The 26,458-nt window shown below is 56.0% G+C and carries 27 protein-coding genes; 13 read left to right on the top strand and 14 right to left on the bottom strand.

Translation table 11 applies throughout. From position 1 onward, the window contains the following. Window positions 1–49: 49 nt before the first annotated feature. Both V1566_RS14475 and V1566_RS14470 read right to left on the bottom strand, forming a co-directional pair. Complete coding sequence (locus tag V1566_RS14475) at window positions 50–1,153, bottom strand: cobalamin-independent methionine synthase II family protein (protein WP_395303749.1); 1,104 nt, start codon at window positions 1,151–1,153, stop codon at window positions 50–52. Between the two features lie 155 nt (window positions 1,154–1,308). Beyond that, window positions 1,309–1,722, bottom strand: a complete 414-nt coding sequence (locus V1566_RS14470; protein ID WP_395303748.1) for a rhodanese-like domain-containing protein — start codon at window positions 1,720–1,722, stop codon at window positions 1,309–1,311. A 73-nt stretch (window positions 1,723–1,795) separates the two neighbouring features. On the opposite strand from V1566_RS14470, the gene ftrA reads away from it, so the two are divergent. The 3 genes from ftrA (at window position 1,796) to V1566_RS14455 (ending at window position 3,926) form a co-directional block, all read left to right on the top strand. Then, window positions 1,796–2,803, top strand: coding sequence for a transcriptional regulator FtrA (ftrA, locus tag V1566_RS14465; RefSeq protein ID WP_395303747.1), 1,008 nt, complete (start codon window positions 1,796–1,798; stop codon window positions 2,801–2,803). Between the two features lie 40 nt (window positions 2,804–2,843). Next, complete coding sequence (locus tag V1566_RS14460; protein WP_395303746.1) at window positions 2,844–3,380, top strand: dihydrofolate reductase family protein; 537 nt, start codon at window positions 2,844–2,846, stop codon at window positions 3,378–3,380. Between the two features lie 315 nt (window positions 3,381–3,695). Further along, a complete protein-coding gene (locus V1566_RS14455; RefSeq protein WP_115876065.1) occupies window positions 3,696–3,926 on the top strand; it encodes a DUF2554 family protein in 231 nt (76 codons plus the stop codon). On the opposite strand, the gene V1566_RS14450 is transcribed toward V1566_RS14455, so the two are convergent. Both V1566_RS14450 and V1566_RS14445 read right to left on the bottom strand, forming a co-directional pair. Next, window positions 3,927–5,891, bottom strand: a complete 1,965-nt coding sequence (locus tag V1566_RS14450) for a U32 family peptidase (RefSeq protein ID WP_395303745.1) — start codon at window positions 5,889–5,891, stop codon at window positions 3,927–3,929. It lies immediately after the preceding gene. 80 nt (window positions 5,892–5,971) lie between these two features. After that, window positions 5,972–6,499 (bottom strand): helix-turn-helix domain-containing protein, encoded by a 528-nt coding sequence (locus V1566_RS14445; RefSeq protein WP_395303744.1) that lies wholly within the window; start codon window positions 6,497–6,499, stop codon window positions 5,972–5,974. A 92-nt stretch (window positions 6,500–6,591) separates the two neighbouring features. Here V1566_RS14445 and V1566_RS14440 point away from each other — a divergent pair, with 92 nt between their 5' ends. After that, window positions 6,592–7,758 (top strand): benzoate/H(+) symporter BenE family transporter, encoded by a 1,167-nt coding sequence (locus V1566_RS14440; protein ID WP_395303743.1) that lies wholly within the window; start codon window positions 6,592–6,594, stop codon window positions 7,756–7,758. Here the strand turns inward: V1566_RS14440 and V1566_RS14435 are convergent. Next, window positions 7,738–8,610: a helix-turn-helix transcriptional regulator gene (locus tag V1566_RS14435; RefSeq protein ID WP_395303742.1), complete on the bottom strand. Its 873-nt coding sequence runs from the start codon at window positions 8,608–8,610 to the stop codon at window positions 7,738–7,740. The genes V1566_RS14440 and V1566_RS14435 overlap by 21 nt on opposite strands. A 174-nt stretch (window positions 8,611–8,784) precedes the next feature. Between V1566_RS14435 and V1566_RS14430 the strand changes: the two genes are divergently transcribed. Further along, window positions 8,785–9,681, top strand: coding sequence for a DMT family transporter (locus V1566_RS14430; protein ID WP_395303741.1), 897 nt, complete (start codon window positions 8,785–8,787; stop codon window positions 9,679–9,681). A 33-nt stretch (window positions 9,682–9,714) separates the two neighbouring features. Here the strand turns inward: V1566_RS14430 and V1566_RS14425 are convergent, their stop codons facing one another. Both V1566_RS14425 and V1566_RS14420 read right to left on the bottom strand, forming a co-directional pair. Next, the gene (locus V1566_RS14425) at window positions 9,715–10,389 is read right to left on the bottom strand and encodes a DUF3313 domain-containing protein (protein ID WP_395303740.1); all 675 of its coding nucleotides are present in this window, start codon (window positions 10,387–10,389) and stop codon (window positions 9,715–9,717) included. 135 nt (window positions 10,390–10,524) lie between these two features. After that, window positions 10,525–12,120 (bottom strand): ABC transporter substrate-binding protein, encoded by a 1,596-nt coding sequence (locus V1566_RS14420; protein WP_395305993.1) that lies wholly within the window; start codon window positions 12,118–12,120, stop codon window positions 10,525–10,527. Window positions 12,121–12,231: 111 nt separating this feature from the next. On the opposite strand from V1566_RS14420, the gene pepT reads away from it, so the two are divergent. Then, window positions 12,232–13,461 (top strand): peptidase T, encoded by a 1,230-nt coding sequence (pepT, locus tag V1566_RS14415; protein ID WP_395303739.1) that lies wholly within the window; start codon window positions 12,232–12,234, stop codon window positions 13,459–13,461. Here pepT and tehB read toward each other — a convergent pair. Next, window positions 13,458–14,051: a tellurite resistance methyltransferase TehB gene (gene tehB, locus V1566_RS14410; RefSeq protein ID WP_395303738.1), complete on the bottom strand. Its 594-nt coding sequence runs from the start codon at window positions 14,049–14,051 to the stop codon at window positions 13,458–13,460. The two genes, pepT and tehB, sit on opposite strands and share 4 nt — an antisense overlap. A gap of 135 nt (window positions 14,052–14,186) precedes the next feature. Here tehB and ydcK point away from each other — a divergent pair, with 135 nt between their 5' ends. After that, complete coding sequence (ydcK, locus tag V1566_RS14405) at window positions 14,187–15,167, top strand: YdcK family protein (protein ID WP_395303737.1); 981 nt, start codon at window positions 14,187–14,189, stop codon at window positions 15,165–15,167. Here the strand turns inward: ydcK and rimL are convergent. The 4 genes from rimL to V1566_RS14385 all read right to left on the bottom strand — a co-directional run bounded on the left by rimL (window position 15,162) and on the right by V1566_RS14385 (window position 19,645). Further along, a complete protein-coding gene (rimL, locus tag V1566_RS14400; protein ID WP_395303736.1) occupies window positions 15,162–15,701 on the bottom strand; it encodes a 50S ribosomal protein L7/L12-serine acetyltransferase in 540 nt (179 codons plus the stop codon). The genes ydcK and rimL overlap by 6 nt on opposite strands. A gap of 92 nt (window positions 15,702–15,793) precedes the next feature. Continuing rightward, entirely contained in the window at window positions 15,794–17,449 is a 1,656-nt protein-coding gene (locus V1566_RS14395; protein WP_395303735.1) for a glucan biosynthesis protein D, read from the bottom strand. Window positions 17,450–17,691: 242 nt separating this feature from the next. After that, entirely contained in the window at window positions 17,692–18,465 is a 774-nt protein-coding gene (locus tag V1566_RS14390; RefSeq protein WP_395303734.1) for a transporter substrate-binding domain-containing protein, read from the bottom strand. Between the two features lie 10 nt (window positions 18,466–18,475). Beyond that, a complete protein-coding gene (locus V1566_RS14385) occupies window positions 18,476–19,645 on the bottom strand; it encodes a pyridoxal phosphate-dependent aminotransferase (RefSeq protein WP_213330521.1) in 1,170 nt (389 codons plus the stop codon). Window positions 19,646–19,760: 115 nt separating this feature from the next. On the opposite strand from V1566_RS14385, the gene V1566_RS14380 reads away from it, so the two are divergent. Beyond that, window positions 19,761–20,603 carry a LysR family transcriptional regulator gene (locus V1566_RS14380; protein WP_395303733.1) on the top strand — a complete coding sequence of 281 codons (843 nt, stop codon included), beginning with the start codon at window positions 19,761–19,763 and terminating at the stop codon, window positions 20,601–20,603. On the opposite strand, the gene V1566_RS14375 is transcribed toward V1566_RS14380, so the two are convergent. Together V1566_RS14375 and V1566_RS14370 are read right to left on the bottom strand one after the other, a co-directional pair. Beyond that, window positions 20,590–22,095, bottom strand: a complete 1,506-nt coding sequence (locus V1566_RS14375; protein ID WP_395303732.1) for a carboxylesterase/lipase family protein — start codon at window positions 22,093–22,095, stop codon at window positions 20,590–20,592. The two genes, V1566_RS14380 and V1566_RS14375, sit on opposite strands and share 14 nt — an antisense overlap. Before the next feature lie 43 nt (window positions 22,096–22,138). Further along, complete coding sequence (locus V1566_RS14370; protein WP_395303731.1) at window positions 22,139–23,482, bottom strand: VOC family protein; 1,344 nt, start codon at window positions 23,480–23,482, stop codon at window positions 22,139–22,141. A gap of 528 nt (window positions 23,483–24,010) precedes the next feature. On the opposite strand from V1566_RS14370, the gene V1566_RS14365 reads away from it, so the two are divergent. The 5 genes from V1566_RS14365 to V1566_RS14345 all read left to right on the top strand — a co-directional run bounded on the left by V1566_RS14365 (window position 24,011) and on the right by V1566_RS14345 (window position 26,430). After that, window positions 24,011–24,196 carry a general stress protein gene (locus tag V1566_RS14365; RefSeq protein WP_063142815.1) on the top strand — a complete coding sequence of 62 codons (186 nt, stop codon included), beginning with the start codon at window positions 24,011–24,013 and terminating at the stop codon, window positions 24,194–24,196. 93 nt (window positions 24,197–24,289) lie between these two features. Continuing rightward, window positions 24,290–24,784, top strand: coding sequence for a ferritin-like domain-containing protein (locus V1566_RS14360; protein ID WP_063142816.1), 495 nt, complete (start codon window positions 24,290–24,292; stop codon window positions 24,782–24,784). Window positions 24,785–24,807: 23 nt separating this feature from the next. After that, entirely contained in the window at window positions 24,808–25,011 is a 204-nt protein-coding gene (locus tag V1566_RS14355) for a hypothetical protein (RefSeq protein ID WP_013096662.1), read from the top strand. 24 nt (window positions 25,012–25,035) lie between these two features. Beyond that, window positions 25,036–25,542 carry a ferritin-like domain-containing protein gene (locus V1566_RS14350; protein ID WP_024908416.1) on the top strand — a complete coding sequence of 169 codons (507 nt, stop codon included), beginning with the start codon at window positions 25,036–25,038 and terminating at the stop codon, window positions 25,540–25,542. 15 nt (window positions 25,543–25,557) lie between these two features. After that, window positions 25,558–26,430 carry a manganese catalase family protein gene (locus V1566_RS14345; protein WP_395303730.1) on the top strand — a complete coding sequence of 291 codons (873 nt, stop codon included), beginning with the start codon at window positions 25,558–25,560 and terminating at the stop codon, window positions 26,428–26,430. Window positions 26,431–26,458 lie beyond the last annotated feature (28 nt).

The raw sequence follows: 26,458 nt of genomic DNA, 5'->3' as shown, positions 1-26,458 counted from the left end.
AGAATAGCCCAGCGCTGCACTTTTATAATGCAGCGCTGAGGAGGAGGTTTTACCAGACTTCGCTGGCGATCTGTGTGACCAGACGGACTTTATCCCACTGCTGGGTTTCGCTCAGGCTGTTGCCCTCTTCGGTAGAGGCAAAGCCGCACTGTGGGCTGAGGCAAATTTGATCTTTCGCCACGTATTTCGCCGCCTCTTCCAGACGGGCTTTAATCCCCTCCGGGTTCTCCAGCTCGCCGTTTTTCGTGGTGATCAGGCCCAGCACCACCTGCTGCTTGCCCGGGCGAACAAAGCGCAATGGCGCGAAATCACCGCTGCGGTCGTTGTCGTATTCAAGGAAGAACGCGTCAACGTTGACCGTCCCGAACAGCACTTCCGCCATCGGCTCATAGCCGCCTTCCGAAATCCAGGTTGAACGGAAGTTCCCGCGGCAGACGTGCAGTCCGATGGTCAGATCGTCCGGCTTGCCTTCCAGCACCTTGTTCAGGACGCGGGCATAGATGCGTGCCAGCTCATCGGCATCATCGCCGCGCTCGCGGATCTGACGGCGCTGATCGTCCGAACAGAGATAGGCCCATACGGTGTCGTCCAGCTGCAGGTAACGGCAACCCGCGTCGTAAAATGCGCGGATGGCGTCACGCCAGGTGGTCGCCAGATCGTCGAAATAGTCATTCAGATCCGGGTACACCGTCGCATCGATGTCTTTGCGCCCGCCGCGGAAATGGAGCACGCTTGGGCTGGGAATGGTCATCTTCGGCTGAGCATTGCCACTGATGCTTTTCAGGTAGCGGAAATCTTCCAGCATCGGATGGTCGCCAAAGCCCAGCTTGCCGGTCACGCGCACGCCGTGGGCTTTGGTTTGTACTCCGTTGAACTGAATGCCCTGCTGTGAATCATAACGCTCTACGCCCTGCAGACCGTCAAAGAAATCGAAGTGCCACCAGGCGCGGCGGAATTCGCCGTCGGTGACCACGTTAAGCCCGCATGCACACTGTTGCTCAACAACGTGACGAATGGCATCGTCTTCCACCGCACGAAGCTGTCCGGCGTCAATTTCACCGCTGGCGAACTTCAGGCGAGCCTGCCTGATGGCATCCGGGCGTAAAAAACTGCCGACTACATCGGCGCGGTACGGGGCGTGGTGTCGTTGCATGGAATCTCCTCGGTCTGCCGGTATTAATAACCCGCAGTGATAATTCATTATTTGAATTTTTAGACTTCTGGATGTCTAAATGTCCAAAAAAGATGTCATACCTGTCCTGTTCCGGCAAACGAGAAAATTTCACGGGTATTGAAAAAAATTCATCTTCACAGCGCGGCGGCGGTTTCGCTACTGGCAAAGGCGAACTTTTCATCTTCCCAGCCGGTGATCCCCCCAAGCATAATTTTGACCGGCAGTCCGAAGCGAGCCAGCTTGAGCGCGGCTCTGTCCGCGCCGTTGCAGTGCGGCCCTGCACAGTAGACAACGAACAGCGTGCCTTCGGGCCATTGGGCCATGCGCTCAGTGGTAATCTGGCTCCGCGGCAGGTGCAATGCCCCAGGTACGTGACGGCGGGCAAACTGCTCCGGGCTTCCCACTACGTGCAGCAGCACGAAGTCCTGCTCATTATTGGCGATGGCATGATGCACATCGGCACAGTCGGTTTCGACGCTCAGGCGACGCAGAAAATGGGTGACGGCCTCCTGGGGCTCGGCAGCCGGAAATTCAGTAACATAGCTCATGATCCTTCCTCATCTTTGGCGTTTGTGTTAACACTACTCTATCCACAAATTCAGCCCGTGAATGCGCTCGCTTATGCCAGAAAACAGCAAAAAGATGACAAACTTAAGACAAATCGCCCGCCCGAAAGTGCTCGTGCTGGCGTATGACGGTCTGTGTACCTTTGAGTTTGGCGTAGCGGTGGAGATCTTCGGCCTGCCGCGCCCCGAGCTGGGCGACGAATGGTATCGTTTTGCGGTGGCGAGCGTTGACAGCGGTGAACTTCGGGCGACAGGCGGGATCCGCATCATTACCGATGGGGATATCACCCTGCTTGAGTCTGCCGACCTGATCGTTGTTCCGGGTTGGCGGGGGCTGGATTCACCGGTTCCGGACGCGCTCTGCGAGGCACTACGCAAGGCCAGCGCGCGCGGATGCCAGCTGCTCTCCATCTGTTCGGGGGTGTTTGTGCTGGCCGCAACGGGGCTGCTGAACGGCCACAAAGCCACGACGCACTGGCGCTATATTGACGCGCTAAAAGCCCGCTACCCTGACATCGACGTGGTTGAGGATGTGCTCTACCAGGATGAGGGCGATATCCTGACCTCCGCGGGCAGCGCGGCGGGGATCGATCTCTGTCTGCACGTTGTGCGTCGGGATTATGGCACGGAAACCGCCAACAGCGTGGCGCGTCGGCTGGTCATCCCTCCACACAGGGATGGATCTCAGCCGCAGCAGCTGAGCCGCCCGGTGGCGCAGCTACGGGAAAGCCAGCGTCTCGGCCAGCTGTTTGACTTTCTGCACACGCATCTTATCGAGGCGCACAGCGTCGACTCGCTGGCACGCAGGGTCGGCATGAGCCAGCGCACTTTCCTTCGTCGCTTCGAAGCGGCGACGGGGACAACGCCCGCACGCTGGTTGATCAATGAACGCCTGCTGAGAGCGAAAGATTATCTGGAAAGCAGCCGGTTAAGCATCGACAGCATCGCTGAACAGACCGGGTTTGGTCAGGCCTCGACATTGCGTCATCATTTTCGCCAGCAGTTCGCGCTTTCCCCGGCCCAGTATCGCAAACAATTTTCACGTCCTGGTAATGCCCGCTGAGGCGTTATTTTTATGGCTACACTGGCATACGGAGCACCTGATGGTTACCACACACGTTTTTATCGCGGTCAGTCTTGATGGTTACATCGCCCGACGGAATGACGATATCGACTGGCTGCTGCAGCGCGACGATCCGGCAGAAAATCATGGCTATGAGGCGTTCATTGCGGACAAAGACTGCATCGTGATGGGACGAGGGAGTTATGAGAAGGTACTGACCTTTGATGCCTGGCCTTACGATCGTCCCGTGCTGGTACTTTCCCGGCAGCTGGCCGATACGCCCGTGCCGGAGGCGCTGAGGGGAAAAGTGCAGTTCTCATGCCGCACGCCAAAGGAGGTGCTTGACGATCTCGCCGCTCAGGACATTCATCGCGTCTATCTCGATGGCGGACAGGTGATCCAGTCGTTTCTGCGCGAAGGACTGGTAGCCGATATGGTGATCACGACTGTCCCTGTCCTGCTCGGGTCGGGAAAACCGCTGTTCGGGACCCTTTCACAAGATATCGATTTAACTCTGGTATCAAGCCGCAGCTTCCCTTCGGGCCTGGTGCAAACGCACTATCGGCTGACGCCATAAACCCACCGCGACGGCCTGCGCAAAAAAAAAACCGCCAAAAATGGCGGTAAATGCTTGCATGGATAGATTTGTATTTTGGTCTCTATGTCCCGACACTCCATGGCCGGGCTGCGGATCCTTTACAACCTAACACCTGTTGCCTTAACGAACGCTAAACAACCTTATTAACCTGTATGGGTATTGATCTGTCATAACATGCAACGCTCCCGTAGTCATACTCATTGACATTCTCTTTGCGCTAATTTGAACTTTTGAATAATAACAATAATAAATAATCGGCATGATTACCCCGCAATGTCATTCGGCGGTGATCTCATGATTAAAAAAGGGTTATCTCTCGTCATGCTTATCTGTGCGCTGTTTTCAGGCCAGCTTATGGCCGGGCACAAAGGACATGAATATTTATGGGTAAAGAATGTAGCGCATCAGCTTCGTCATGAAGCCGACAGCGATGAGTTGCGAAGCGCTGCGGAAGAGTCGGCGGAGGGTTTGCGCGAACACCACCTGTGGCAGAAATCGCGCAAACCGGACACGCACGTTCGGTGATTAACTGCCCTTGCGTTTTGGCAGGGTTTTCATCAGGTCGTCCGGACTGACGGACGCCACGATACTGCCGGGCTGCGGCATTTTGAAGATGTGGTTTTTCATCTTGCCAATCACATGCATTTCGCAAGGACGGCAGTCGAATTTGAGGGTCAGAACTTCGTCACCGTTTACCAGTTGCATCGGGGTGGCCTTCCAGCTCTTAATGCTCCCTTTCGCCTGCTTAGGACACAGGTTAAACGCAAAGCGGAGGCAGTGCTTGGTGATCATCACCGGCACATCGCCCTTCTCTTCATGCGCTTCATAGGCGGCGTCGATCAACTGCACCCCGTGGCGATGATAGAATTCACGGGCTTTATGGTTGTAGACGTTGGCGAGGAAGGATAAATGGGTGTCCGGGTATACTGGCGCAGGAACGGCTTCCGCTTTACGGCTACCGCGCGGATAATGCGCCAGGCGCGCGGCATCCAGCATCTCTGCCGTTTCACGGCGGAACGCGTTAAGCAGGCTGTTTGGCACGAACAGCGCGTCCGGCAGATTCACGTCGATAGCGCGGGCGTAGTAAATGGTCTGGCCCAGCTTCGCCACACCATCCTTCAGGCTGTTAAGCGCTTTTTCCGCGTTATTTGCCACCTCGAACAGGCCATCGAGCGTATGCGTCACGCTGATGCCGTCTTCACAGGTCATGGTCAGAATCAGCTGCTCTTCCCAGCCGCCCAGCTCAATATCCACGGCGATACGGCGTTCGCTGGAGGTTTTCAGCAGCGCCTGCTGCCAGTTATGATCGAGGTTACGGTTAAGCGCCGCGTTCGGCCGCGCCTTATAGAGATCGGCGGGCATTTCATTCGGCCATACGCGGTAGCGGTTCTCGCCGGTTTTCTCCACCGTATTAGCACGGAAGCCCACGACTTCACGCTTAATCATCACGTTAAGGCCGTCGCCGTTCGCCAGCGGTTCCGTCACTTCGACATCAAGGTGATCTTTCGCCACTTTCAGCACTTCACCAACCGGTAAACCGATAAACTTCGGTGAGTCAAACGCGCCGATATCCCCTTTACGGGCATTCACAAAATAGTCCGTGCTGCCGCGGTGGAACGTTTTGTCCGTCGATGGAATAAAGAAATGCTCGGTGCGGCCGGCCGACGCGCACGCCAGGTCGCCGCGATCTTCGATGATGGCGTCCAGCATCTGGCGATAGTGCGCGGTGATGTTCTTCACGTAGCTCATATCTTTGTAGCGCCCTTCAATCTTGAAGGAACGCACGCCCGCGTCGATCAGCGCACCCAGGTTGGCCGTCTGATCGTTATCCTTCATGGAGAGCAGGTGTTTTTCGAACGCCACGACGCGGCCCTGATCGTCTTTCAGGGTATACGGCAAACGGCAGGCCTGAGAGCAGTCGCCGCGGTTGGCGCTGCGGCCCGTCTGCGCGTGGGAAATATTGCACTGACCGGAATAAGCCACGCACAGCGCACCGTGGATAAAGAATTCAATCGTCGCGTCTGTCGCCTGGTGGATATCGCGGATCTGATTCAGGTTCAGCTCGCGCGCCAGAACGATCTGCGAAAAGCCGACGTCGGAAAGAAACTTCGCCTTTTCGACCGTGCGGATATCGCACTGGGTACTGGCATGGAGCTCAATGGGTGGAATATCCAGCTCAAGCACGCCCATGTCCTGAACAATCAGGGCATCAACGCCGGTCTGGTAGAGGTCGGTAATCAGACGTTGCGCAGGCTCCAGCTCATCATCATGAAGAATGGTGTTCAGGGTCACGAACACTTTCGCCCCGAAGCGGTGGGCGAACGGCACCAGTTCAGCAATATCGCTCAGGCTGTTGCTGGCGTTATGGCGGGCACCGAAGCCTGGGCCGCCAATGTAGACGGCGTCAGCGCCGTGAAGGATCGCTTCACGGGCAATGGCGGCGTCGCGGGCCGGGCTTAAAAGTTCAAGATGATGGGATTGCAGGCGCATACTTCGTCGTTATCCGTTATGGTCAAAATGGCGGCTATTGTAGTCAGAAGTCTGCGTCAGCGAAACAGTTTTGCGTAGCGTCAGCGGGGATAATGAATCAGGGAGTGAAAATGCACCGTCCGCTCGCTGCTGTTGCGATAGGCGTGCGGTTTATCACCGGCAAAACGGACGCCCGAATCGGCAGAAATCGTCTGCCATTTGCCGTCAAGCTTCATCTCCAGCTCGCCGCTGACCACCACCACATGTTCAATCACCCCGGCCTCATGCGGCGTGGATTCACTCAGCGCGCCGGGTGCCAGCGTAATGGAGAAATAATCAAACCCGAGCGTCTCGTCCCACGGAAAGAGCGGTTTGACCATCATCGCCTGCTGCTGCGGGTCAAACACCGCCTGCCGGTCCGCCTCCGGCGTGATGAACGCGGAAAAAGGAACGTTGAGTCCGGTGGCAATTTTCCACAGCGTCGACACCGTCGGGCTGGATTCATTTCGCTCGATTTGCCCCAGCATGGCTTTTGACACGCCGGTCTCGTCCGCGAGCTTCGACAAACTCCAGCCGCGCGCCTGGCGCAGCGTTTTCAGCGTTGTTGCAAGATGTAGTGTGATGTCCATGTTCCCTCCTGATGGCGATCAGCATACCACTTGTACGCTATAGCGCACAGTGTTACCTTATGCCGGACGTTATAACGCACAACGGAGTTTCCATGCGCCCTTCCTCTCACTTTGTTCCAGTCGCACTGGCTGGATTTGTCGCCGTGCTGGTCGGATACGCCAGCTCGGCCGCCATTATCTGGCAGGCCGCCGCGGCGGCAGGCGCCAGCGCACAGCAGATTGCGGGCTGGATGACCGCGCTGGGGATTGGGATGGGTGTCAGCACGCTGGCGCTTTCCTGGTGGTACAAAGCGCCGGTGCTGACCGCCTGGTCGACGCCTGGCGCGGCACTGCTCGCCACCAGCCTGCACGGTGTGACGCTGGCTGAGACGATCGGCGTGTTCATCTTTGCTAACGCGCTGATTTTACTTTGCGGCATCACCGGGCTCTTCGCCCGTCTGATGAAGCTTATCCCCCATTCGCTTGCTGCCGCCATGCTGGCAGGCGTGTTGTTGCAGTTTGGCCTGCATGCATTTGCGCACCTGGAGGGACACTTTCTGCTGTGCGGCAGCATGATTGTGGCGTGGCTAATGGCAAAAGCGCTGGCGCCGCGCTATGCCATCGTGGTCACGCTGCTTGTAGGCGGTGTCGTGGCCTGGGCGGGAGGTGACGTTGTCACCGATAAACTCACGCTCTCCCTTGCGATGCCTGAGTTTATTGCGCCCACGTTCACCTTCACCAGCCTGGTGAGTATTGGCGTACCCTTCTTCCTGGTGACCATGGCATCGCAAAACGCGCCGGGTTTCGCCACGATGAAGGCCTCCGGTTACCCGCTGGCGGTCTCACCGCTCATCATCGTTACGGGTGCGCTGGCGCTGCTGCTTTCCCCTTTTGGCGTCTTTTCTATCTGTATCGCGGCGATTACTGCTGCCATTTGTCAAAGCCCCGACGCACACCCGGATCCCGCAAAACGCTGGCTGGCGGCCATCGCTGCCGGAGGGTTTTATCTGCTGGCGGGGATTTTCGGCGGTTCGATTACCGGGCTAATGGCCGCCCTGCCGCTCAGTTGGATCCAGACGCTGGCCGGTCTGGCACTGCTGGGCACCATCAGCGGGAGTTTATATCAGGCATTAAGCCACGAAGTGGAGCGCGAAGCGGCCATCGTGACGTTCCTGATGACCGCAAGCGGCGTCACGATCCTCGGCATCGGTTCGGCATTCTGGGGGCTGGTGCTGGGCGGCATATGCTATGCCCTGTTTTCACGCGCTCGCCGCGCGTAGCTGCGAAGGCGTCATGCCCGTCACGCTGCGAAAGCGGTTGCTGAAGTGGCTGGCGGAGTTAAACCCGCAGGCAAGGGCGATATCCGTTAGCGGCGTCGAGGTGTGCTGCACCAGGGCCTTTGCTTTTTCCATTCTTCTCTGCATCACGTACTGATGCGGCGCCAGCCCCGTCGACTGGCGGAACATGCGGGCAAAATGGTATTCGCTGAGCGCGGCCTGCGCCGCCAGTTCAGCCAGCGTCAGGGGCTGCCCCAGGTTCTCTTCGATAAAGGCCAGCACGTTGCGCAGCACGAATGGCGATAGCCCGCCGGTGACGACCGGCAGCTTCCACTGAACGTTAGAGTAGTTTTGCAGCAGATGGGTCAGGAGCAGCGTTGAGGCCGTGCTCAGGGTTAGCTGGTTGGCGTGCTGCTGCCAGTCGCAGCCAAGCAAAAACTGGCGATACAGCGCGGTGATCTTCGTATCGCTACCAAAAATGTGCTCGTCCAGCGTCAGCGAAAGCGGCCGCTTGTCCCAGATCTTTTCCCCCACGTCGCGCAGGTGTTCATCGGTGCAGTAGAGATGCACAAACGACAGGTCATCACGGATATCCCACGTCGATTCGCTCTCTTTTGGCATCAAACAGAAACGGTCCGGTCCTCCGCCGTTCTTCCAGCCGCCCGGCGTTTTTTGGTAGCTTTCGTAGCCGTCCGCCACGTACAGGCTGAGGGTATGATGATTGCTTTTTACCGTGATCGTATCGTGCTTGTTGTACCACGCAGCCAGCTGAATACCCGAATTCAACGAGACGGTTTCCCGCAGGACCGCATTCTGTTGGCAAAGCGTTTCAAAGGTATCGTAAGCGTGAGACATGACCGTAAGCGCGTGATTGACTGGAATATCAGTCTAAGAAGAGTTGTCTCCCGTTGCCAGCCCCCGGGAAAGAAAAAAGCGCAAGATTTTGCAAGTCACCCGCAAGCCGGTGAAAGCCCGTTGCGGATCTCAGCGCCATACTGCGGGCTTCCGTGGTTTGAGAAGAGAAAAAGTATGAACGCATTATTATACGGACTGGTGGTGGTCATCTGGGGAACCACCTGGATTGCGATTTTCCTGCAGCAGGGTCCCGTAGCCGCACCCGTCTCTATTTTCTGGCGTTTCGCCGTCGCCAGCCTCACGATGATGGTGGTGTTAGTCGCCCTGCGCCGCCTGCGCAAGCTGGCGCTGCGGGATCACCTTTATTGCATGCTCCAGGGATGCTGCGTTTTCTGCTTTAACTTCTGGTGTTTTTACGCCGCAGCCTCGCACATCAACACCGGGCTGGAATCGGTGATCTTCTCCATGGCCGTGCTCTATAACGCCATTAACAGCTTTATTTTCTTCGGACAGCGCCCGCCCGCCCGTTTCTGGACGGCGGCGGCATTGGGCCTAATCGGGATCGTCACCCTCTTCTGGGACGATCTGCTGGCCAGCGGCTGGAGCGCGTCGCTCCTGACCGGGATTGGTCTTTCCGCACTCGGCACCTACGGCTTCTCGCTGGGCAATATGATCAGCATGCGTCATCAGCGCAGAGGCCTTGAAACCATGACCACCAACGCCTGGGCGATGTTATACGGCACGCTGGTGATGGGCTGCATTGCCCTGTTCAGAGGCGACAGCTTCGCGCCAGAGTGGACCATCAGCTACATTGGCGCGCTGCTCTATCTGGCGCTGTTTGGTTCAGTCATTGCCTTTGGCGCCTACTTCACGCTGGTGGGACGCATTGGTCCGGGCAAAGCGGCCTACAGTACGTTGCTCTTCCCACTGGTGGCGTTGTCCATCTCAACGGTGTATGAAGGCTACGTCTGGCATATTAACGGTATCGTGGGATTAGTGCTGATTCTGGGGGGAAATATGGTGATGTTTACCAAACCAGAAACCTGGTTCAGGCGCTTACGCACGGCGTAAATAAAAAGGCCTGCATGTCGCAGGCCGTTTTTTTTATTTCGCGGTTTTTTTCACATCAAACATGGTGGCATCCGTCGCCATATCATCAACAACCTGCTTCAGCGTCGCAAAGGTCATTGGCGTACTTTCGTTGCTCAGCTCTTTACCTTCTCCCTTACGAACAACCTTCATCACCGGTTTGTTGGTGGCCGCATCGATCAGTTCGCCTTCAAAGAAGAGATGCGTATCCATGGTGCGATGCCCGGTTGCCATTTGCGTCCCGGCAACCACCAGCGCGACTGGCACCACTTCATAGAACTGCAGACCCTCTTTCTGCGAACTCACCCCGGTAATCGCACCGCGGAAAATCAGGCTGTGTTTACCCGGCGTGGTCACAACAGGCTTACGGGTACCAATAGCGGTTTTCATTTTGTTATTGGTGTAATTCAACAGCTCATCAAGTGTTTTTTGCCCAATTTGAGTGGTTGGTTTTGGCGCAGGGTAATAAGTAATCGGCGTCCAGAGAATACTGTCGTAATTTGCTTCGTTATAGGAAGGGTCAACCCAACGCAGCGTTGGTTTTCCCGTCGCAGAAGTCGTTTGCTGCAAGCCTGAATAATCTTTTAAAAAGCCGGAGTATTGTTCTGGAGCGGCGACTTTTGAAGAACAGCCCGCCAGCGCCAACAAACCAGTAAGCACTGCAACTTTAAAAAAAGTTTGAGTACGCATGATAGTTTTCCATGTTATCTGCAAGTATGCATTTGAAGTTATAGCAAAAGACGGGTGGGTTTGTTGTGACAAAAAATGATGCGGGGAGCACAAATTGCGAAAAGACTGCCCGGAGGCGCACCGGGCAGTGAAAAATTACTCATTTATATCCAGTTGCCAGAACAGATGTTTGCCAAACGGGTCGATTTCATAGCCCGTCACCTCCTTGCGCACCGGTTCGAAAATGGTTGAATGCGCAATCATCACCGCGGGCATCTGGTCATGCATCATCTGCTGAGCCTCTTTATACAGCGCCACGCGTTTATCGCGATCGGTGGTTGATTTTGCTTCCGCAATAATTTTATCAAAGGGCTTATAGCACCATTTCGCCGAATTTGAGCCGCCGTTTGCCGAGGTACAGGTAAACAGCGGACCAAAGAAGTTATCGGGATCGCCCGTTGCGGTCGTCCAGCCCATCAGCGCGGCCTGATGTTCGCCGCCCTTCACGCGCTTGAGGTATTCGCCCCATTCGTAGGTGACGATTTTGGTCTGAACGCCGACTTTCGCCCAGTCGGCCTGAATCATCTCCGCCATGCGTTTTGCGTTCGGATTGTACGGACGCTGCACCGGCATCGCCCACAGGTCGACGCTCACGCCGTTGGCAAAACCGGCCTCTTTCAGCAGCGCTTTCGCCTTTTCGGGATCGTAATCGTAATCCTTAAGCTCGCTGTCTGCGCTCCAGACGCCCGGCGGCAACAGGTTCTTCGCCGCAGTGCCAGTGCCGTGGAACACCGCGTCAATAATGGCCGGTTTATTGATGGCCATTGCCAGCGCCTGACGGACTTTTACGTTATCCAGCGGCGGTTTTTGAGTATTGAAAGCCAGAAAACCAGTATTCAGTCCGGCTTTGCTCATCAGGTTGATGTCTTTGTTCGCCTTCATGCGCGGCAGGTCCGCCGGGTTCGGGAACGGCATCACCTGACATTCGTTCTTCTCAATTTTGGCAAAGCGCACGGAGGCATCGGGTGTGATGCTAAACACCAGCCGGTCCAGCTTCGATTTCCCCTGCCAGTAGTCGGCGAACGCCGTAAACAGGATCCGCGAATCCTTCTGATACTGCGCCAGCTTAAACGGCCCGGTGCCGATGGGCTGCATATCCACCTTCTCCGGCGTGCCCGCTTTTAGCATCGCATCCGCATATTCAGCGGAAAGGATCGAGGCAAAATACCATGCCAGATCGGCGACAAACGGCGCCTCCGGGTGTGCCAGGGTAAAGCGCACGGTGTGGTCATCCACTTTATCAATGGCGGTAATCAGGCTGCCAAACTCCAGACTTTCAAAGTTGGAGTAGCTGCCGTTAGAGACGTTATGGTAGGGATGATTCACGTCTTTCTGCCGCATAAACGAGAAAATGACGTCATCGGCGTTAAAGTCGCGGGTCGGCGTGAAGGACTTGTTGCTCTGGAACTTAACGCCTTTGCGCAGATGGAAGGTGTAGACCTTGCCGTCGTCGCTCACCTCCCAGCGCTCTGCAAGGCTCGGCACCAGCTCCGTGGTGCCGGGTTTGAAATCGACCAGCCGGTTATAGACCGGCACAGCGCTGGCGTCCACGCTGGTTCCCGAGGTGTACAACTGAGGATTGAAGTTTTCCGGCGATCCTTCGGAGCAATACACCAGCGTTTTCGCGGCAACGGTGGAACTGACCGTGAGTGCAGCAAGTGCCAGCGCTAAAGTTGTGAGTTTGCTTTTCATCATTTATTCCTGTCTTTTTAATTCGACGGCTAATTAATTCTTTTGCCATTTCATAAATAACATTAAAGTGAGATGGCAAACACCTGAAAAATAAATAAGGAACAAATCACTATGGGCTCGCCGCTTTCCAGACAATTAACGCACCGTTTTTTCCGCTATCTCGCTATCACCAGCCAGAGCGACCCCAAAGTCAAAACCCTGCCCTCAACGACTGGCCAGCACGACATGGCGCGGGAGCTGGCGCAGGAGCTGGCACAGCTGGGGTTAGACGACATTGTGATTGATGAATTCGCCACGGTAACGGCGGTAAAAAAAGGCAACGTGCCCGGAGCGCCGCGCATCGGCTTTATTACCCATATTGATACCGTGGACGTAGGATTATCACCGAATATTCATCCACAAATATTAACCTTTACCGGTGAAGATCTCTGTCTGAATAAAGAAAAAGACATCTGGCTGCGGGTTAAAGAGCATCCTGAAATTCTGGCTTATCCGAATGAGGAGATTATTTTCAGCGACGGAACCAGCGTATTGGGCGCGGATAATAAATCGGCGGTCACGGTCGTCATGACGGTGCTGGAAAACCTGACGGCAGAGCATCAGCATGGGGATATCGTCGTGGCGTTTGTGCCTGATGAAGAGATCGGCCTGAACGGAGCAAAAGCGCTGGATCTTAAGCGCTTCGACGTCGACTTTGCCTGGACCATCGACTGCTGCGAGCTGGGGGAAATTGTCTACGAGAACTTTAATGCGGCAGCCGCTGAGATCCGCTTTACCGGCGTGACGGCGCACCCGATGTCCGCCAAAGGCGTGCTGGTGAACCCCCTGCTGATGGCGACTGACTACATCAACCATTTTGACCGCCAGCAAACGCCAGAGTGCACCGAGGGACGTGAAGGCTATATCTGGTTTAACGGCATTCAGGCCGGCCAGAACGAGGCCATTCTTAAAGCCAATATCCGGGACTTTGACAAGGACAGCTTTGCCGCCCGCAAGCAGCAGATTGCCGACGTTGCCGCGCTGATTGCCGCCCAACATCCCACGGCCACGGTCGACTATCGCATTGAAGATACCTACAGCAATATCAGCAATGCGATTGGCGAAGACCGACGCGCTATCGATCTGATGTTTGAGGCGATGGAATCGCTCGGCATCACGCCGAAACCAACGCCCATGCGCGGCGGGACCGACGGCGCGGCGCTCTCGGCAAAAGGGCTGCTCACGCCGAACTTCTTCACCGGCGCGCATAACTTCCACTCGAAGTTTGAATTCCTGCCGCTGTCGTCATTCGAGGCGTCTTACAACACTGCGCTGCAGATCTGCCTGCTGGCCGCCCGTTAAGCGGGCTTGCGCGCCAGCATCGTGGCAAAGCGCAGCTTGATGCGGTTGCCGTTTTCATCGGTGCGGTGCAGTTCGCCAACGTCTTCGTTGTATTTGAGCAACTCCCAGCCTTCATAGTAGTTGCTCAGTTCACCGGTTTTAAACGCAAACGGGAAGCCGACGGTGCACGGATAATCCGCCGTGTCCATGGCGGCAACGATCAGGTTGTAGCCACCCGGCGTCGTACAGCGCTGCATGTTAGCGATAAGTCCGGGGATGGTTTTTGATTCCAGGAACATCAGCACCACGGTGTAGAGAATGAAATCGTACTCGCCGTCAAAACTCAGGCTGTTGAGATCTTTAACTGCCGTCTGGAGGTTATCGATCCCTTCTTCCGCCTTGATGCGCTCGATATTATCGATGCTCATTGGGTTCTTATCCCACGCGGTCACCTCGTAACCGTTGGCCGCCAGAAAGAGGCTGTTACGGCCATTGCCGCAGCCCAGATCCAGCGTTTTACCCGGTTTAATCTTTTGCGCACTGAACAGCACCTCTGAATGGGTGCGGGTTAAGCCATATTTCTCTGTGAAGTAATTCTCATCGACGGTCATTATTTTTTCCTGATCCTGCATACGTTTAAAGTGCATCCTGAATGCCATTTTAAGGCGTTTACCGTCTGGTTGCCAACCGTTCGAAAACCGAAAAATTTGCTACGTTTAGTTAAGACGCTTATCAGAGACAGAAAGATGAACAAATATCGCCTTAGCGACGAGACACGCCTCTGGCAATGGAAAAACGGCGAGACAGCCCACTCTGTGACGCTGCGGCAGATCGTCGCCACGGCGGATTTTAGCGATGTGACGGCCGGTACCAAAGGCGGCTGGATTGATGACGAGCGCGCCCTCGCGCAGGACGGCGACTGTTGGATCTACGACGAAAACAGCGTGGTGTTCGCCGGTGCCGTTGTGTCCGGCAACGCGCGTCTTACCCTGCCGTGCGTCGTCAGCCATGATGCCCGTATCGGCGACAGCTGCTGGCTGGACGGCGCGGAGGTCAGCCACGGGGCGCGCATAAGTGACAACGTCACTATTCAACAGTCCTGCGTGCGCGGCGAGTGCCATATTTACGGCGAGGCTCGCGTACTGCATCACAGCGTGGTGATTGCTGCCAGGGGGCTGACGCCGGACCATGAGCAGATCCTGCAAATTTACGATAAGGCGACGGTCAGCCAGTCGCGCATTGTGCACCAGGCGCAAATCTACGGCGAGGCGATGGTCAACTTTGCCTTTGTTGAGCACCGCGCCGAGATATTCGATAACGCCATCCTCGAAGGTAACGACCTGAACAACGTCTGGGTGTGCGACTGCGCAAAGGTCTATGGCAACGCCCGCGTGATTGCCGGTTATGACGACGATGCTATTCCGACGGTGCGCTACAGCTCTCAGATTGCGGAGAATGCCGTGGTGGAAGGAAACTGCGTCATCAAGCACCACGTCCTGATCGGCGGTCAGGCCTGGCTGCGCGGCGGGCCGATCATGCTGGATGACAAAGTGGTGATCCAGGGGCGCGCGCGGATAAGCGGCGATGTGCTCATCGAGCACCGGGTTGAAATCACCGATGACGCAGTCATTGAAGCGTTTGCCGGTGAGAGCATTCACCTGCGCGGCGAAAAGGTGATTAACGGCGACCAGCGCATCACCCGCACTCCGCTGCTGGGGGCGTTATAGGGTAGCGATCTTCCCGTAGATATTCACATCGTCAAAGCGACCATTCAGGTACTCCGCTTCCCGCAGGCACCCTTCCAGCGTAAAACCGTTGCGCACGGCAACGTTGTTGCTGTGCTGATTCGCCACCCGACATTTGATCACAAAACGTCGGATCTCACCGCGTTCGACGTAGTAGCGCATAAACGCCTGCAGTGACCGGGAGAGAATGCCCTGCCCCAGGTGGTTTTCATCCAGCCAGTAGCCGATGTACCCGGCCTTGTTGGTCGGTTCAATCGTGTTGAACGACAGCACGCCAACCAGCGCATCATCCTTGAAGATCAGAAACATTTTGGCGTAGCCGCGCTGATGCAGCATCTGGTTACTCTGCACGTTACGGCGGGTATCCTCTTCGCTGCCCACATGCTGCGCCCAGTCAAAAGCAGTTTGCAGAAAGGTTTTGTTTTTGACGACGAGGTTGTGCAGGTCGGTGGTGTAGCGCTCTTCGACGGCGCGAAGCTCGATATCCTGGGTAACGGGGATGATTTCTGAAGACATATAGTGCCTCGTCATTGCCGGGTGGCGGCTTACTCTGGATGCATTTGTAGGCCGGGTAAGCGCTAGCGCCACCCGGCACAATCCCACAAGGGTTAACGCATTACCCTGTCATCAACGTAATGACGTTTATCCGGCGCTGGCGGGAAATACTGATACAGCCAGGTTTCGCTGATGGCATCGCCCTGGCAGCGCAGGAACAGGCGCATATCCACCGGCTCCGTCGAATCCGAGGTTGGATACCAGTCAAACAGAATGCGATAACCGTCAAACGGCTCGACGTAGAGAATCTCAATCTGCTTCGCTTCACCGCTGGAGAGCGTGATCACCGGCTCAATGCCTTTTGGCGCAGCGGCCTTCAGGTCGCCGCCGACGAAGTCGATGGCGAAGCGACGGGCCCACACTTTCGGGTAATTTTCGCCCGGTGCCCAGCCTTCCGGGAACCCGCCCATACCGGTACGGGTAGCGAAGACGTTGGCCAGCGGAGAACGCGCCGGCGGCATGGCGCTCCAGTACAGACGATATTTAAAGTCCAGCTCGTCGCCCGCCTTCACCGGTTTTTCCGGCTGCCAGAAGCAGACCACGTTATCCAGCGTTTCACCGGTGGTCGGGATCTCCATCAGGCCAACCGCGCCTTTCCCCCAGTCGTTACGCGGTTCAACCCACAGGCTCGGGCGTTTGTTATACCAGCCCATCACGTCCTGATAGTGCGAGAAATCGCGATCGAGCTGCAGCAGGCCGAACCCTTTCGGGTTTTTGTCCATATAGGCGTTGAACTGCAGCTTCTGCGGGTTGTTCAGCGGACGACAGATCCACTCCCCGTTGCCGCGCCACATTTCCAGGCGGTCTGAGTCATGAATTTGCGGGTGAATGGTGTCACACATGCGGCGTTCGTTATTGCCGCAGCTGAACATGCTGGTCATCGGCGCGATGCCGAGCTGCTTGATGTCCTTACGCGCATAGAGATGGTTTTCCACCTCCATGATCACCTGGCTCTTCTCGCAGTGGATCACGAATTTATAGGCACCGGTGACGCTAGGGCTGTCGAGCAGCGTATAGACGGTAAAGGTCGTGTCGCCGGGTTTGACGGTTTCAAACCAGAAGGAGGTAAAGTCCGGGAACTCTTCCGGCGTGTCGGTAAAGGTATCAACCGCCAGACCGCGGGCAGACAGGCCGTACTGATAGGTGTCGTCCACCGCGCGGAAATAGCTCGCGCCCAGGAAAGAGACGATATCGCGACGCGCCAGTTCAGGGGCCTTAAAGGCGCGGAAGCCCGCAAAGCCGAGATCGCTTTGTCCTTCCAGCTGCCTGGTATCCACACCCGTTTCGCCGTAGCTGAACAGCTCCGGACGGAAGTGGATCTCGCGCGCCATAGAGGTAGACTGGTCCAGCGAGAACATCCGCACGCGGCGACGGAACCCCATTCCCATATGGAAGAACTGCACGTCCAGCTGACGCCCTTCAATGTTGTTCCACAGTGACTGTTTTTCATCGTAGCGGATGGCGTTGTACGCCTGCGGCGTCATGGTTGCCAGCGTGTCCGGCAGCGGGCGCGGCGCGCCACCCCACGGGGTTTTCGCCAGGTCATGCGCCATGGATTGCAGTACGGAGAAGTCAAAACGACGGCTCTGGCCGTCAGCAATGTCAGAGTCGGCAGCGTATGCCGCTTTGGAAAACAGAGAAGCAAGGCCAGATGTGCCGCTCAGGGCTGCCACTGCCAGCGAGCCTTTTAGAAAACGTCTGCGATTCATGCCTGGAAAAACGTCCTTATGGTCGTGTGAATGTGTTTCGCGCTCGGCGAAATGACGGCAAGAAAGAACGCACAGCCTAAACAAAAATGGTTAAGAATCCAATTGTTGGCCGGTGATTATCTGAACAAAGTGAGAAATATTTTCTGTCGACCAGAACGGCCTGAAAGTGGTGTAAAGAAAGCCTGGAAAATGTGTATAAAAATGCCCCGTCAGGACATCAGCTGACGGGGCTAATGAGGCGGTTATTTTACGCTGACATCGATACCTGGAAAGTACTTATCAGCGAGTTTAGCGATCGTGCCGTCGGCACGTACTTTATCAATCGCGGCATCAAGCTGCTTTTTGGTAGCCTCGTCACCCTTACGCAACCCAAAACCGATCCCACTGCCGAGGATAGTGTCGTCAGACACCGGTTTGCCGATGAAGCCAAACCCTTTCCCCTGCGGCTTGCTGAGGAAACCTGCCTGCCCGGCCGCGGACATCACCAGCGAGGCGTCGATACGGCCATTCAGCAGATCGCCCCAGGCCATATTCTGATCTTTATAAGACACCACGGTGACACCCTGTTTTTCCCAGTGCTCTTTCGCATAGGTTTCCTGAATGGATCCCTGCAGCACGCCGATGGTTTTACCCTTCAGCCCTTCTGGCGTTGCCTCAACCGCCGTACCGGCCTTGCCGACCAGCTGCGACGGAATACGGTAAATCGGCTGGGTAAAATCAATGCTCTTGCGGCGCTGCTCGGTGATGTTCATCGCCGAGTTGATGGCGTCGAATTTCTTCGCCACCAGGCCCGGGATCAGCGCATCAAATGAGGTTTCAACCCAGCTGCACTTCAGCGCAGCCGCTTTACAGATGGCATTCCCCAGTTCAACGTCAAATCCTTCCAGATCGCCCGCCGCATTGCGGCTCTCAAACGGCGGATATTCCGCTTCCAGACCGTAACGCAGCTCGGTGGCCGCGAAGGAAGAAAAGGTACACAGCAATCCCATGCCGACTACTAACGCGCGTAATTTCATCTAATACTCCTCAGCGTGGTTTAACCCGACACAGGGCCTGGGCACCTGCCCGTAACGTCGCCTCATCTTTCGCAAAAGAGAGACGAATCAATTTATTATCCGTACCGTCCGCATAAAACGCCGACAGCGGAATGGTGGCAACGCCGTACTCAACGATCAGCCTCTTCACCAGCTCGCTGTCGCGCTCGTCGCTGAACTGGCTGTAGTCCGCCAGCATGAAGAACGATCCGGCGCTCGGCAGCAGCGTAAACGGCGAATCGGCAAGCAGGCTGTGCAGCAGATCGCGCTTGCGCTGGTAAAACGCCGACAGCGACAGCCAGGTTTGCGGGTCGACCATATGTTCTGCAAACGCGTGCTGCATTGGCGTATCGGCAGAAAACATTAAAAATTGATGGACTTTACAAATCTCGTCCATCAGTACCGCCGGTGCAACACAGTAACCCACGCGCCACCCGGTGACGTGATAGGTTTTTCCGAAAGAGGAAATAATCACGCTGCGCTCTGCCAGCTGCGGGTGCGTGGCCATCCCGTGGTGCGGCTCATCGTCAAAAACGACGTGTTCGTACACTTCGTCAGACAAAATAATGATGTCGGTATTGCGCGTCAGCGCCGCCAGCTGCTGCAGGTCATTGGCGGAGAAGACCTGGCCGCTCGGGTTGTGCGGCGTATTGATGATGATCATGCGCGTACGCGGGGTGATCGCGGCGCGAACCTCATCCCAGTTGACGGCAAAATCCGGCACGGTGAGCTTGATGGCAATCGGGGTTGCCCCCTGCAGACGGACAATCGGCGCGTAGCTGTCAAATGACGGCTCAAAGTAGATCACCTCATCCCCCGGATGCACCAGCCCGCTTATTGCCGAATAGAGCCCTTCGCTGGCGCTGGCGGTCACCAGCACCTCGCTGGCAGGGTCATACTGCGTGCCGTAGAGCGTGGCGATTTTATCGGCAATACGTTCCTTGAGCGGCTGCAGGCCGGTCATTGCCGCATACTGGTTATGCCCCGCCTCCATGGCGCGGGTGACGCCCGCAATCAGCTTCGGGTCGCAGGAAAAATTCGGTGCGCCCTGAGAAAGGTTAATCGCGTTATGCTGCGCCGAGAGCTGGCCGATAACGGTAAAAATGGTGGTTCCCACATCTGGCAGTTTGGAGCGCGTTTGCACAGGCGTTCGTAAAGTCATCCTCTTTCCCTTCTCATGGACATTGCATAACTATTCAAACAACATCTGTGCTGTCGGGACAATCGAATTGTTGTCATAATAGCCATGAGAAAAATGCATAGCTGAGGTGTTTTCTATGTCACGCCGTTCGCTCCCCCTGAATGCCATCGACGCATTTTTAGTCACCGCGCGTCACCTCAATCTTACCCATGCCGCCGCGGAACTGTGTCTGACGCAGGGGGCCGTGAGCCGTAAGATTGCCTCCCTTGAGGCGTGGTTTGGCTTTCCGCTTTTTGAACGCCACGCGCGCGGGCTGCGCCTCTCACCGCAGGGCAGCGCCCTGCTTCCGGAGCTGCAGTCCGCTTTCGAGCAGCTGCTGTCCGTGGCCGACCAGGCCCGCAGCCAGCACACCGTGATCCGGCTGAAGGCCCCCACCTGCGCCATGCGCTGGCTGGTGCCACGCCTGCTGGAGGTGGAGCGCGAGCATCCGGATCTGCAAATTGCGCTGACCACCACCACCGATCACAACGTCAATTTCAAAACCGAATCTTACGACGCGGCCATTGTGTTCGGCACGCACATGAGCGCAGGCGATCTGCTGTTCGAGGAGGCGCTCACCCCGGTGATAAGCCCGGTGCGGGCAGGCGCAGCGCTGGGATCGTTAACCTTCCTTCACCCCACAAGGGATAAGACGGACTGGTCGCTGTGGCTGACGAAACAGGAAGGCCCGGGCTTTGTCATGCACAAAAATCAACACTTCGACACGATGGATCTCGCCATTACGGCCGCCATTCAGGGGCTGGGCGTCGCCATCGCCGACGAAACGCTGGTGGCAGAAGATGTTCACGCAGGCAGGCTGATGCGGCCCTATGAGACAAGCATAAAAACCGGCGCAAGCTACCGGCTGGTGATGCGCGAAACGCCTGGCGAGGAAAATGGTCTCGCGGCGTTTCGCGCCTGTTTGCTTAATCGAGGCTGACGTGGTGCTTCATTACCCGCTTGAATAGGCTCATGCGGGCACGCATAAAGCGGTTTTCAAGCCTGAAAGCTGCATGTTTATTCACACCAATGCGTAACAGAACGTCCCGCCCTTTGCGACACGCGGGCCAGTGCGTCGGCCCGGGCAGGCTGTCGCGACGACCCGCGTCACGCGCAAAGCTCACCCAGTAATCCGCCACCTGAGCAGCAAACTGCAGGTCCCGCTCATTGGCATAATGACGTGAAGGCTCCACCTGACCGAGCGTATCGAAGACGTAGGGAATTTCGTTGCCGTGCCAGGCGCCGTTGATATACGTGCCATGTTCCGCCTCTGCGACATAGTCAAACCAGTAACGCCAGCACAACCCACCCACGCGCTGCTGGGCCTGCATCACCACGTAGCCCATGGTGGTAAACGCCATGTCGCGGCACACCTGTCTGCCCAGCTCTTCATCGCCTTTCACGCCCGGATAGAGCAGCTTAATCAGCCCCAGCCCGAAGCGACGCTCCCGACGAAGCTTCTGAATTTGTCCGGCGAGATCGATGCCAAACACCGCCATCACGCTGGCTTCATCGCTGTTGGAGCCAATCATCACCGGCACCGGATGCTGACGGGCGGCGAAAAAGACGTCCAGCATGGCTTCCGGCAGAACGCAATCTCCAGCGATGGGCGCCGGGGCGACGTTCAGCGGCGCGGTGAGCGGCCAGAACGCCTCAGGCGGAATGGCGCGCAGCTGCCCGGCGGTCGCATTTTCCAGCCCGAAATGGGCGGCCAGCGCTTCCCCTTTTTGCAGCGCCTGATCGCGCGGCGTGTCCGGCAGGGTATATCCGCTTTGGACAATCGCCTTATGGAACAATCCTGCCGCCAGCGGCGAGGCCAGCAGAGAGAGCACGCTGCGCGCGCCAGCGGATTCGCCAAACAGGGTCACATTAGCGGGATCGCCACCAAACCCGGCGATATTTTCCCGCACCCATTCGAGCGCGGCGATCTGATCCAGCAGGGCAAAATTATGCACCACTCGCCCTTCCTCGCCTTCCAGCGCGGGATGGGCGAAAAAGCCGAGATGACCGAGACGGTAGTTGATCGTTACGACAACCACGCCGCGCGTAGCCAGCGCTTTGCCGTTATACGGAGGCAGTCCCCCGGCACCAATCGTAAACCCGCCTCCGTGCAGCCAGACCATAACCGGAAGCGGCTCGGCGCGCTCTGTGGGGGACCAGACGTTAAGGTAGAGACAATCTTCGGAAAACTGGCCCGGATCGCCGCCGCCTAACTCCTGACAATACTCGCTGCTTTGCCAGCTTGAGGGAGAGAAAGCCGTAGCCTCGCGCAGGCCATCCCAGCGTTCAGGGGGCCGGGGTGAGCGCCAGCGCCACTCCCCCACGGGCGGTGCGGCGTAGGGAATACCGCACCAGAGGTGAACGTTTTCATCGGTTAAACCAGTCAGTGCGCCCTGGCGCGTTTCAACCACAGGGGCGGAAGGATTTTGCATAACAACCTTATTTTTTCCATCACACCCCAGCAGAGTAACGATTTCAGAGCAAACCGCAACGCTGTTTGCTGCGCGTTTCAGCCTCCTGGTAGAGCGTAAACTCGTCATACACCGGACAGCCTAGCGCGTCTTCAAACGCATCGCGGCTGGCGTTACCGTGGCTGCGGGCCTGGGTTTCGTTCCCGAGATTGGACTGGAAAATCCCCGCGGCGCTGACCGGGAGGAAATCTTCGTAGGTGATCGGCTGGGCAACCACCCATCCGCGCTCAATCAGCGGCTGCGGATCGTCTCCCGGACGAAACGCATGACGATGGGCTTCCCCTGATGGCGTCAGACGGTAGCGAAAATAGGCCAGCTCCTGACGGCGCATGAGCATTTCGCTGTCCGGGAAGGCGCTAAAAATCTCCCGCAGATGCAGCTGGTGTGTCAGGTTATCTTTACCGGTTCCGGCCTGAGCGAGGAGGCTATCGTACAGTTCCCGGCCTTTCGGGGTCAGCGCCACGCCGCGCTGCTCAATCTCACCGAAACGCGCGGTGTGGGTGCCCTTATGTTCCCCGGCAAACAGCACCGGCTCTTCCAGCGCCTTGAAGCTGGTTTGACGCAGTAAGACGGGCACCTCGCGACGCGGCGGCCCTTCGATCAGAATTTTTGGCTCGATACCGTACTTCGGCATCAGCTCCTGCACCCGGTCAATGTCCAGCGTGCGCGGCGTGAGGTGGTTAATATGGCAGCCCGGGAAGCAGACCACGTCGGCAATCAGCCGATGCTCGTTGCTCAGGGCCAGATAGGTTTCCTGATCGACCGTCGCATGGCGGTGCCAGCGGAAGGTCTCTAACGCTTCCAGCACAAACTCGTGGGCCAGCGCTTCAGTAAAATACCCTTCCGACTCGTGGAGGTCGATCAGCTCCAGACAACGCGGGGTAAAGATGTTCCGCTGAGACAGGATCTCTGCGGCACGGTCGCGCAGCGCGACGTTTTCAATCAGCTCAAGACGCAGCAGCGAGGTAAAGATACGAAACGGATTTCGACACAGGGCCGCATCATCAACTGGGCGAAACGCCGTTGAGTGGACCGGCACTCCCGCCTGAGAGAGATCGTAATAGCTGACCGGGTACATACCCATAATGGCAAACATACGACGCAGGGTTGAAAGCTCCTGTGCCGTGCCGACGCGGATCGCCCCGTGACGCTCAACGTTCAGGCGAGCAAGCTCATCGGCATTAGCCAGTTGTTCATGTAATAGTGGGTTATTTTCCAGAACCCCCAGGTTTACGTCCGCAACCAGTTCGAGCAAGGTGCCGTACTGCGGAACTTCCTGCTGGTACATCGCCGACATAGCCTGCGAAAAGTGTTCCCGAATGTCATCAGCCGTGATGGTGTTCGCCATGATGTCATGCCTCCAGTGAATATTACCTGGAGTGTAGAGAAACCCGTTCCTTCCGGGGGGAAGAATTTCTGATTTGTGATCTTAAGACGACAGTGGTCAAACCGTGTGCTACCGGTCCCCGAATAGGTCCGAACAGGTCCGCCCTGTCGACCTGAACGCCTTTATCCAGGATTTTCCTTATAATTATTTAGGGTTCCGCTTTCTAGCCATAAAGGAGTATTTTTTGCCCCCTCCCCTGACTGCAAATCAACCAATTGTGCATGCCATTATTTTTATCCCCACCTTTCATTTTTTAGCTCAAAGTTAGGAATAATCCGAATATTTGTTTACAAGTCCTTCCTCCCTATCCATATTTCCAATTTAAGCGAAGCGCAAATTTACAAATATTTAAAAATAACGCAACCGCAAATAGCCAAACGCATTTGACGGATGACGTACAGCGACTAGAGTTATTACTCGAACGACGAGTGATACGGAAATATTTTCGTATCGTACTGACATAACCAATATATGACTATGAGGTTTAATATGGCAGAGCATCGTGGTGGTTCCGGTAATTTCGCTGAAGACCGTGATAAAGCATCAGAAGCTGGACGTAAAGGTGGCCAGCAAAGCGGTGGTAACTTTAAAAACGATCCGCAACGCGCATCTGAAGCGGGTAAGAAAGGAGGACAGAACAGTCATGGCGGAGGCCGTAAATCTGATAACTCCTGATCTTATTTAAACTCTTTTAATAAAATCTGAGAGCATGCTGCGGGCTGAATAGCTCGCAGTACCCTTTCGTTATTTTACCGGAGCGTAATTATTATGAATATGAAAAGTGTCGAGGATGTCTTTATTCATCTTCTGTCGGATACCTACAGTGCGGAGAAGCAGCTTACCCGAGCACTCAGCAAGCTTGCCCGCGCAGCCTCCAGTGAGAAACTGAGCGCAGCCTTTACCGCACACCTTGAAGAGACGCAGGGTCAGATCGAGCGTATCGATCAGATCGTTGAACAGGAAGACGGTATCAGAATTAAGCGCATGAAATGCGTGGCAATGGAAGGCTTAATTGAAGAAGCCAATGAAGTCATTGAAAGCACCGAAAAAAATGAAGTGCGTGATGCCGCGTTAATTGCCGCTGCACAAAAAGTCGAGCATTACGAAATTGCCAGCTATGGTACCCTCGCAACATTAGCAGAACAATTGGGCTATAAAAAAGCCGTTAAACTTCTTGCCGAAACGCTGGAAGAAGAAAAAGAAACCGATCTTAAACTCACCGACCTGGCCGTTGGAAACATTAACCAAAAAGCGCAAAAATGACGCAATAACACAGGTTAAATAAAATGAGCATCAGTCCCAGGACAATTAAACGGTGCCATTTAACGGCAGCCATAATATGGTTCATTCTCGCTATCCCTTCCGTAATATGGTGGAAGAACAGCGTGCTATGGGTCATTATCATCAGTATTTACGCCAATATTGTCGGCCATTTATCCGGCTACAGTGCCGCGCGTGCCGATCAGGCTGCTGAAAGTGAGACCAAATAAGTGAACCCTAATGAGGATATAAAGATGAATCACGTAGAACACTACCATGATTGGCTACGCGATGCCCATGCGATGGAAAAGCAAGCCGAATCTATGCTGGAATCTATGGCCAGCCGTATCGATAATTATCCTGATGTTCGCGCCAGAATTGAGCAGCATATAAATGAGACAAAACGGCAAATTACCCTGCTGGAAGAAATCCTCGACCGGAATGATATTTCTCGTTCAGTTTTAAAAGACTCAATGAGCAAAATGGCGGCGCTGGGGCAATCCATCGGCGGCATGTTCCCGTCTGATGAAATCGTTAAGGGTTCGATCAGCGGCTATGTTTTTGAACAGTTTGAAATTGCCTGTTATACCTCGCTCCTCGCGGCGGCCAAGAAAGCAGGCGACGTCGCCTCGGTACCTGCCATCGAGACGATTCTGGCGGAAGAACGCGAAATGGCCGACTGGCTGATTCGTCATATTCCACAGACCACGGAACAGTTCCTGCTGCGTTCAGACGCATCGGGCGTCGAAGCAAAAAAATAATCAGGGAGAATCGCCATGTTCCGACACGTCAAACAGCTGCAATACACGGTTCGCGTTGCCGAACCTAACCCTGGCCTCGCCAACCTTTTACTGGAACAGTTCGGTGGGCCGCAGGGCGAACTGGCTGCCGCCTGCCGGTACTTTACGCAAGGATTGAGCGATGACGATCCGGGCCGTAAAGATATGCTGATGGATATCGCCACCGAGGAGCTAAGCCACCTCGAAATCATCGGCACGCTGGTCGGCATGCTGAATAAAGGCGCCAAAGGCGCGCTGGCGGAAGGGGTGGAAAACGAGGCTGAGCTGTATCGGTCCATGACCGAAAACGGCAATGACAGCCACATTACCTCCCTGCTCTACGGGGGCGGCGCCCCGCTCACTAACTCTGCGGGCGTGCCATGGACCGCGGCTTACGTCGACACCATCGGCGAGCCGACGGCGGACCTGCGCTCAAACGTGGCAGCAGAAGCCAGAGCAAAAATCATCTATGAACGGCTGATCAACGTGACCGACGATCCCGGCGTAAAGGATGCCCTGGCGTTTCTGATGACGCGCGAGGCGGCACATCAGCTCTCCTTTGAGAAGGCGCTGCAGTCCATCCGTAACAATTTCCCGCCGGGGAAATTGCCGCCAATCGAGGAATTCACCAACAAGTACTACAATATGTCCGAAGGTGGAGAGGTTCGCGGAAGCTGGAACAGCGATAAACATTTCGATTACGTTGAGTCCCCCCAGCCTGCGGTTGATGGTGGCGATGGCAGTGCAAGCGTCACGCTCACGACCGAACAGGCAACCCTGGTCAAGGCGATGTCTGCCCGCACGAAGTCCGATCCACATTCCGACCCGCTAACCGGTGCCGAGCTGGGTGCCGGTAAGACTAAACCGTAATCGGTTTTGCCGGGCAGCCATAAACTGC

Origin of the sequence: Enterobacter sp. ECC-019 (assembly GCF_043974075.1) — a bacterium.
Lineage (GTDB): Bacteria > Pseudomonadota > Gammaproteobacteria > Enterobacterales > Enterobacteriaceae > Enterobacter > Enterobacter asburiae_D.
Note: the sequence above shows the minus strand (reverse complement) of the source record. Positions and strands in the feature narration are given on the sequence as shown.

What these genes read in the sequence shown, in the direction of transcription:
- V1566_RS14475 (WP_395303749.1), bottom strand. Translation starts at nt 1,153, where the DNA reads ATGCAACGACACCACGCCCCGTACCGCGCCGATGTAGTCGGCAGTTTT.
- V1566_RS14470 (WP_395303748.1), bottom strand. Translation starts at nt 1,722, where the DNA reads ATGAGCTATGTTACTGAATTTCCGGCTGCCGAGCCCCAGGAGGCCGTC.
- ftrA (WP_395303747.1), top strand. Translation starts at nt 1,796, where the DNA reads ATGCCAGAAAACAGCAAAAAGATGACAAACTTAAGACAAATCGCCCGC.
- V1566_RS14460 (WP_395303746.1), top strand. Translation starts at nt 2,844, where the DNA reads ATGGTTACCACACACGTTTTTATCGCGGTCAGTCTTGATGGTTACATC.
- V1566_RS14455 (WP_115876065.1), top strand. Translation starts at nt 3,696, where the DNA reads ATGATTAAAAAAGGGTTATCTCTCGTCATGCTTATCTGTGCGCTGTTT.
- V1566_RS14450 (WP_395303745.1), bottom strand. Translation starts at nt 5,891, where the DNA reads ATGCGCCTGCAATCCCATCATCTTGAACTTTTAAGCCCGGCCCGCGAC.
- V1566_RS14445 (WP_395303744.1), bottom strand. Translation starts at nt 6,499, where the DNA reads ATGGACATCACACTACATCTTGCAACAACGCTGAAAACGCTGCGCCAG.
- V1566_RS14440 (WP_395303743.1), top strand. Translation starts at nt 6,592, where the DNA reads ATGCGCCCTTCCTCTCACTTTGTTCCAGTCGCACTGGCTGGATTTGTC.
- V1566_RS14435 (WP_395303742.1), bottom strand. Translation starts at nt 8,610, where the DNA reads ATGTCTCACGCTTACGATACCTTTGAAACGCTTTGCCAACAGAATGCG.
- V1566_RS14430 (WP_395303741.1), top strand. Translation starts at nt 8,785, where the DNA reads ATGAACGCATTATTATACGGACTGGTGGTGGTCATCTGGGGAACCACC.
- V1566_RS14425 (WP_395303740.1), bottom strand. Translation starts at nt 10,389, where the DNA reads ATGCGTACTCAAACTTTTTTTAAAGTTGCAGTGCTTACTGGTTTGTTG.
- V1566_RS14420 (WP_395305993.1), bottom strand. Translation starts at nt 12,120, where the DNA reads ATGAAAAGCAAACTCACAACTTTAGCGCTGGCACTTGCTGCACTCACG.
- pepT (WP_395303739.1), top strand. Translation starts at nt 12,232, where the DNA reads ATGGGCTCGCCGCTTTCCAGACAATTAACGCACCGTTTTTTCCGCTAT.
- tehB (WP_395303738.1), bottom strand. Translation starts at nt 14,051, where the DNA reads ATGACCGTCGATGAGAATTACTTCACAGAGAAATATGGCTTAACCCGC.
- ydcK (WP_395303737.1), top strand. Translation starts at nt 14,187, where the DNA reads ATGAACAAATATCGCCTTAGCGACGAGACACGCCTCTGGCAATGGAAA.
- rimL (WP_395303736.1), bottom strand. Translation starts at nt 15,701, where the DNA reads ATGTCTTCAGAAATCATCCCCGTTACCCAGGATATCGAGCTTCGCGCC.
- V1566_RS14395 (WP_395303735.1), bottom strand. Translation starts at nt 17,449, where the DNA reads ATGAATCGCAGACGTTTTCTAAAAGGCTCGCTGGCAGTGGCAGCCCTG.
- V1566_RS14390 (WP_395303734.1), bottom strand. Translation starts at nt 18,465, where the DNA reads ATGAAATTACGCGCGTTAGTAGTCGGCATGGGATTGCTGTGTACCTTT.
- V1566_RS14385 (WP_213330521.1), bottom strand. Translation starts at nt 19,645, where the DNA reads ATGACTTTACGAACGCCTGTGCAAACGCGCTCCAAACTGCCAGATGTG.
- V1566_RS14380 (WP_395303733.1), top strand. Translation starts at nt 19,761, where the DNA reads ATGTCACGCCGTTCGCTCCCCCTGAATGCCATCGACGCATTTTTAGTC.
- V1566_RS14375 (WP_395303732.1), bottom strand. Translation starts at nt 22,095, where the DNA reads ATGCAAAATCCTTCCGCCCCTGTGGTTGAAACGCGCCAGGGCGCACTG.
- V1566_RS14370 (WP_395303731.1), bottom strand. Translation starts at nt 23,482, where the DNA reads ATGGCGAACACCATCACGGCTGATGACATTCGGGAACACTTTTCGCAG.
- V1566_RS14365 (WP_063142815.1), top strand. Translation starts at nt 24,011, where the DNA reads ATGGCAGAGCATCGTGGTGGTTCCGGTAATTTCGCTGAAGACCGTGAT.
- V1566_RS14360 (WP_063142816.1), top strand. Translation starts at nt 24,290, where the DNA reads ATGAATATGAAAAGTGTCGAGGATGTCTTTATTCATCTTCTGTCGGAT.
- V1566_RS14355 (WP_013096662.1), top strand. Translation starts at nt 24,808, where the DNA reads ATGAGCATCAGTCCCAGGACAATTAAACGGTGCCATTTAACGGCAGCC.
- V1566_RS14350 (WP_024908416.1), top strand. Translation starts at nt 25,036, where the DNA reads ATGAATCACGTAGAACACTACCATGATTGGCTACGCGATGCCCATGCG.
- V1566_RS14345 (WP_395303730.1), top strand. Translation starts at nt 25,558, where the DNA reads ATGTTCCGACACGTCAAACAGCTGCAATACACGGTTCGCGTTGCCGAA.